The 6,429-nt window shown below is 43.2% G+C and carries 4 protein-coding genes; 1 reads left to right on the plus strand and 3 read right to left on the minus strand.

From position 1 onward, the window contains the following. Nucleotides 1-15: 15 nt before the first annotated feature. Entirely contained in the window at nt 16-1,713 is a 1,698-nt protein-coding gene (locus tag AM228_RS11820; protein WP_054466315.1) for a DUF3352 domain-containing protein, read from the minus strand. 520 nt (nt 1,714-2,233) lie between these two features. Between AM228_RS11820 and AM228_RS11825 the strand changes: the two genes are divergently transcribed. Next, nucleotides 2,234-2,920 carry a fasciclin domain-containing protein gene (locus AM228_RS11825; protein ID WP_082348850.1) on the plus strand — a complete coding sequence of 229 codons (687 nt, stop codon included), beginning with the start codon at nt 2,234-2,236 and terminating at the stop codon, nt 2,918-2,920. Between the two features lie 3 nt (nt 2,921-2,923). Here the strand turns inward: AM228_RS11825 and AM228_RS11830 are convergent, their stop codons facing one another. After that, entirely contained in the window at nt 2,924-6,136 is a 3,213-nt protein-coding gene (locus tag AM228_RS11830) for a CHAT domain-containing protein (protein ID WP_054466316.1), read from the minus strand. Between the two features lie 106 nt (nt 6,137-6,242). After that, a partial coding sequence (locus AM228_RS35195) for a hypothetical protein (RefSeq protein WP_231636759.1) occupies nt 6,243-6,429 on the minus strand: 187 nt, incomplete at its 5' end.

Consider the following 6,429-nt stretch of genomic DNA (forward strand, 5'->3'; position numbering starts at 1 on the left):
GAATACAGGGAATAATTACTGCTTGGATTTCAGCGCCACTAACATATCCATTTGGGCGATTTCTGCTGCTGGCCTGGTGTTAGTCACCCCGATGCCTTGAATGGAATTGAGCACGGCTAAAACATCTGGAGAAATTTGATTTCCCGGCGGCAGAGGCGCCCGATTAACCACGGTCATTAATTGATCCATGTTTAAGTAAAAGTAGCCTTGGTTGGGAGTGGGTAAAGAACCGGCGATCGCCTGAAAATTTTGGCTGGTATTCAAGGGTTGAGAAATCGGCTGAGACATCAGAGACATCATGGGCTGACCCAAGGTAATCAATAATAAGTTTTCATCCAACCAGCCATAGCCACCTAAGACAATTTCTTGGGACTTAACTTTCCACTCGGTCATGGGAATACTTTCATAAGTGTTAGAACCGGCTTCTAACATCGGAAACTTGGTGGTGAAACTTTTGTCAAGTTTTTTCATGCTGGCTTCTGCCAAGGGGCGATCGCTGGTTTCCAAGAGAATGACTCCGCCGAATCCCACTTGCGCTATAATTCCTTCATTGGAGGGAATAAAACCCAAAGCAAACTGACCATCCATCCAGCTAAAAATATCTCGCTCTAAGTCTAAATTGGTGCTAGATTTGAAAGCGGCTTTCAGGGATTTTAGGTTACTTTCAAGCATGGGGTCAATCCGGGATTGTTCTAGCGCCGTTGCCCAGGAACTTTTAAGTTCTTTTCCGGTCAATACGGCAATGGTTTCACTGGGAAACCGATTCATTAATCCAGTCTGATTGTCGGTCGATGCTGATTCTGGAAAAATCCCTGGCTCGACTTGTGCGATCGCCCTGATTCGCATCCCTTCTGGCTCGATGCCTGCCCCAATCACTGCATATTTTATCCCTTCTAGTTGTTGGGGAAATCTCGGATTTTCTGAAATATTTTCCCCTAATACCTGCGCTAATAGAGTCGAGTTAGGCAAATACAATTGCAGCACAGGATTTTTAAGTTCTTGCCATTTTTTTAGTAGTTCAGTTCCTTCGGGACTGGCAGCAAACGATGCGGCATTTTGATAACTATCAATCGCTTGTTCTAGGGTTTTTTGCTGCTTGGCTAAGAGTAAATGATTGCCCACTACGGCACTGTAATTTGAGGGATTTTCACCAATTGTGCTTTGGGAAATTTTTACTCCTTTATATTCAGACTCTACAAATTTTAGGTCGGCTTGAGATTTAAAGTTCCGCTGAAATATCCAAGCTTTTAAAGGATTTTGAATGCCAACCACTAGCAAGACATTCGCTTCCTGATCCGTCGGGGGTGCCGATTTGGTTGTTGCCCCACTAGGTAAGTCGCTGTTTGGGTTTGTTGAGTCCTTTTCACTCAAGGGGGGTAATAAGACAAACATGACATCACCCACCCAAGGTTTTAAGTCGGTTTGGTAATTCAGTTCCTCTTGGGGAAAAATTCCCTGTTGGAAACGGTCAAAGACTTTGGCGATCGCCGCTTGTGATTCTGGAGTACCAAATTGTTGCAATCGATCCCAATGATGAGAATTCGTGTCAACATAAGCAGCTAACATCGTATCTTTAGGCACAATTTTGGCACTATCTACGGGGGTTAATTTCCGCCCGATTCCCTGTAGGTAAAAATAAGCACCGGCGACTCCAGCCAGGAATAACCCAGCAATTACTAGGCGCCCAGAAAACGATCGTTTTTGTTCAGACATTTATCTCCTCACACATTTTTCCCCAGATATTAACCTGATAATGCTCTTATAGGGTATGCCAGGAAGCACCCCTATGACAATATTTTTTAGAAAAAATATTTATTACGCTGAAAATAAACAAATTCGCCGAAAATCGCTCATTCCTTGTATAATGCTTTTATGGGCAAAATTTACCAAATTTTGCCCATAGATAATTTTCCCGATTAAATGTTAGTAACAAAAAATTCAAAAGTCACTAACCTTTAATCTTTCTTGAGCGATTTTCGGGAACTAGGGGAAACTAAAGAGAACTAAAGAGTGGTGGTTGATAATCTAACCAGGTTACAATTTCCCCCGATCGAACAAGGTAGAGGCGTAATGCTTACGCCCGCGAGGCGGCTTGCCCCACGCAATATACCCAATGGCGATCGCACCCACTTTCTGTAGGTTGGGTTGATGAAGGAAACCCAATTGATTATCCAATGATTAATTCCATCAGGGCTCTACTGATTATGATTTCGTCATCTTCAGAGAAAAAGCCATGAAGCAAACAAACACTTTCGACTGCTTAAAAGGGTCTTTGAGCGATCGCAATTGCTCAAAGAGATTAAATTTAAACTTATCCAAGCTCACAGGGGTGCTGGTCGCTCTTGGGGTTAGCCTTGGAGTTAGCGCAAACATTTTAGGTATTGAACTAGGTAGCCCTGTGGCGATCGCGTCCCCACGGACGGAAAGATCCAATCCATATATCACAATTTTTAACGACCCGATCTATGGCCCTAGTCGCACGTTGGATGGGACTGTCAGTGGCACTCTCAGAAGTGCGATTAAATATGGTTGGGATTTTAGCGCGATCGCCCAGGACTTCCAACAAATGGGACTCACGGAAATCTTAAGCAACCAAGATAGCGGTGATGGCAACACGATTTTATATACCGTGTTTGTACCCACCAACGAAGAGTGGCAAACTTTGGCTGCGGCAGTTCGTGCCAATCCAGAAACTCTGGAAAAGATTCTGCGTTACCATATTGTTCCCGGTGCGGTGACTCAAACCCAGCTAGAGTCTGGGGAAATCCAGACTCTAAGTGGTGCTACCCTGACCATTCACGAAAATGCCAGTGGCGATCGCTTTCTACTCAATCAGGATGTGGAAATCACCAGCACTTTACGCACCCAAAACGGCGTAATTGTGTTTGTGAATAAACCCTTAGTTCCCCCGCAAAACTAGGATTTACCAGGGATTCCCGACTAAGGTAAAAGCCGCCCAAAAATACGGGTGGGCTAAATTTTTTCCCTGGACTTGGGAAGAGATATTTTCTTGTTGATTGCTCAACCCAATTTCTCCGACTAAGGACTGAGAGTATGTCTGCGGATCGTCATCTACCCAAGTCAACTGACCATTTTCTATGTGAATTTTGCCTTGCAGCATCGCTAACTGCGCTTGCCGCAAGGCTTCCGCTTTAATGGTCTGGGTTTGAGAATTCAGGTGGCGATAAAATTCACTCATTAAGCCGAAAGTACCTTGATCGTTCACTTGCCAAAGACTTGCGAGCACGGATTTAACGCCATTTTGTACCGCTAACCCGGCAAAACCTAATTCGGCATTGGGACTCCCGAAGGCGGTTTCACAGCCACTCATCACCAGGAGTTCTAATGGTTGGTTTTGCCATCCGATTTCTTGAATTTCATGCAGGGTGAGTCGGCGATTCCAAAATTGAATATAGGAGTTTTGGGTATTTTCTGGATTAAATTCCACATGGGTGGCGAGGTGAACGATCTGATAATTTCCTCCCTCGCTTTGATATTTGAGATTTTCTGGGGTAAATGCTTCATTGATGAAGATATTACTGGATCGATTGGCGGCGATCGCGGATAATTCCAAGGGGACTTGATCCAACGGTTGAATTCTCGGATCGGCAAATTCCGACGCCCCCATTGCTAATACCGCTGAGTGACTAAGGTTCTGATAGCTGAGATCCGTTAAATTCAGGCTGGGAATTAAGCTGAGACGGTATTTTTCCACTAAAAACTGTTGACCGTCATGCAAAACGGCGAGGGGCAGGGAGCGAATATTCGGATCGAGAGAAAACATTAAAGTGTCAATCCCCCGACCGTTTAATTCCCCTTCAATGGGGCTAATTAACCATTGATATAGTTGTTGTGCCGAGGATAAATAGCGTTCGCGAAGCGGTGCGGATGCACTTTCGCTGCCCAAGGTTCGGGGATTGGTGACATCGGCAATTAACTCTTGTATCGTAGCATTGAGTAAGTCCCGATTGGCATGGTGGACAATTCGGCGAATTGTCGGTTGCCCAGGAGACAGCAACATCAATTCTAAGTAATCGCTAAATGCCAAAACATACACGACCCCAGGGGTGGAGTTAGTGGTTAAAGCGATCGCCTCTAAAGAGTTTTGTAAATCACGATTAATTAATGAGGAATAAGCCTCTGACCAGGATTGGCGATTCGCGGTAGCGATCCGGTTCGCGGAATCAGTCAAATAGCTGACTGGAGAATCTAAAACTTTCGCCTGAATTGTATAAGAGTTATTTTCAGCTATTTCTGGTATTTCTGATGGCGCAAATTCTGAAATTTCTCTGGTGCCGGTTATGCTTGAATTTGGGAATAAATCCGCAACTGGATCGAGGTTAATCGGTGAATTAGAGAAACTGGTTGAATCCTCGATGGGTTCTGAAAAAGAAAATGACTGATTCCCCAGAGTTCCGTGCTCATAATTGCCCCAGGATGGGGAAATCCGAGCATCTTGCCAAGATAGATGGCGATCGAAGTATGCTTTATTTTGTTGATTAGCTGGATTTGGATCGCCATTTTCTTGGCTAAATTCTGGAGGCAAACCACTCCAAGACCGGGTGTTTCTCGGTGTAGTTGGGATAGTTGGTTGATATTGCAAATCATCTATTTCATCTAAAACAATTGAAGCAGACCAACTCGTAGATTTTTCCCCTGATTTCTGATTTACTGGTGGGCGATCGCGGCTTTCTGGGCTAAATTCTGGAGGTAACCCACTCCAAGACAGCGAATATATCGAATTTTTTCCTATAGTTTGTATAGTTTTTTCGGTAACTTCTGGGGTTACTTCTGTAGTAACTTTTGGCTGAATTTCTGGGTGATCTTCTGGGTTATTATTCGCTACTTTAACCGGAGCATTACTGTTAAAAATAGCTGCATTTTGCTCCGGTTCAGATATGTTTGCCGATCGCTCCCGATCGCCGTTAAATTCTGGGGCAAAGCCACTCCATGCCGTCAAATTAACCTTAGCGGGTATTTCTTGCCAAGGAACGCTAATTTCTGATGCATCAAAAACTGTCTCCTCCAACACCGTTTCATCGGGGTTAGTTGCGGCAACCGTTAGATTTTCATCAACATCATAAACATAAGGAATTTCTGGGTCAATGAGTGTGTGATAATTCACCGGATTGACTGAGATATTTTGCGGATTTAAAATATCTCGCAATCCCTCAGACAATAATATCTCTGGTGGAATGGAACTATCTATGAGCAAAGCAGAGGCGATCGCTTCTTGAAAAGTCTCCGAATTGCCGACATTTCCAACAACATTGCTCAGGGAAAAATTTCTCCCTGTCACTGATAGACTTGCCGGATAAACTGTTGAAGCCTCAGATGCAACTACATCCGTAGAATCTAGGAAAAATCCACTAAATAAATTATGATCGAAATTACGATCCTCAGCGCTGACCCCGGCATCCGATTGATAATTTTCCGGTAAATTTTCCGGTAAATCTAAACTAAACTCTGAACTCTCTGAACTATTTTGCTTTTGGGCTTCTGTGGGTAGCAAATTCAATTGATTATTCAAAGTTGCCCCAATAATTAAACTACGATAACCCCCTGGATTTTCAATAAATTTACCGGAAATCTTCCCTTCAACCCTTGCAGCGATCGCCTGAATCACCTCAGCCCCGGGCTGCCGAAACTCTGGCTCAAGATTAATATCATAATTAATATCATAAGCACTCATCCAAAGCTTAGGTAAGCCTCCCGTAATACTGATAGCATCACCTAACTCAGTGTTAGTGCCAAATAAATCCACTGGCATCAATCCGTATGCCATTGCCTCAAACATCACACCCGCCGAATTTATCCCCGGATAATTTTCCTCATTTATGGTTTTATTTTTTCCTCCTAAGTTTTCTAATAAATTTGTCGAAAAATTAACCGGCTGATTTACCATATTTTGTGGAGATAATATATCGATAAAATTGCTAAAATTATTTAGCTGCTGTTCCCGATAAAAATTATCTCCAGTTTGAGATTGAGCCACTGACGGCAACAGTAAAAAAGCCACGGGCAAAATATTAGATGAATTGACTAAAATTTTCTGGTGTGCCCGAAATATCCCTAAGCTTTGGTGGAGAATATTGTAGTTAATTAAACTGACTTGACTGACTTGATTGACTTGCATAATTATTCCGCCCCAATTGTTATCCGATAATTTATCCCATGAGTCTTCCCCGATTGACTAAATATAATTATACCTCATTTTTTAGGTTATGCATCATAGATTTATTCTAATATATGTCAGGGCGGCGTTGCATTCGGGTAAAAAACAACCGGGTTTTTCCAGTAAAAATGGCACACCTGTAGGGGCGAAGCATACTCTTCGAGAAGGCTTCGCCTACGGGTAATAAATTTTTGAGTTTTTCCTGTAGGGGCTTGTAGGGGCAAAGCATTCGGGCAGTTAATTCTCGCTTTTTA

Origin of the sequence: Planktothricoides sp. SR001, assembly GCF_001276715.1 — a bacterium.
Lineage (GTDB): Bacteria > Cyanobacteriota > Cyanobacteriia > Cyanobacteriales > Laspinemataceae > Planktothricoides > Planktothricoides raciborskii.

Excerpts from the sequence above, each read along its gene's own strand:
- AM228_RS11825 (WP_082348850.1), top strand. The coding sequence starts at position 2,234 with ATGAAGCAAACAAACACTTTCGACTGCTTAAAAGGGTCTTTGAGCGAT.
- AM228_RS11830 (WP_054466316.1), bottom strand. The coding sequence starts at position 6,136 with ATGCAAGTCAATCAAGTCAGTCAAGTCAGTTTAATTAACTACAATATT.
- AM228_RS11820 (WP_054466315.1), bottom strand. The coding sequence starts at position 1,713 with ATGTCTGAACAAAAACGATCGTTTTCTGGGCGCCTAGTAATTGCTGGG.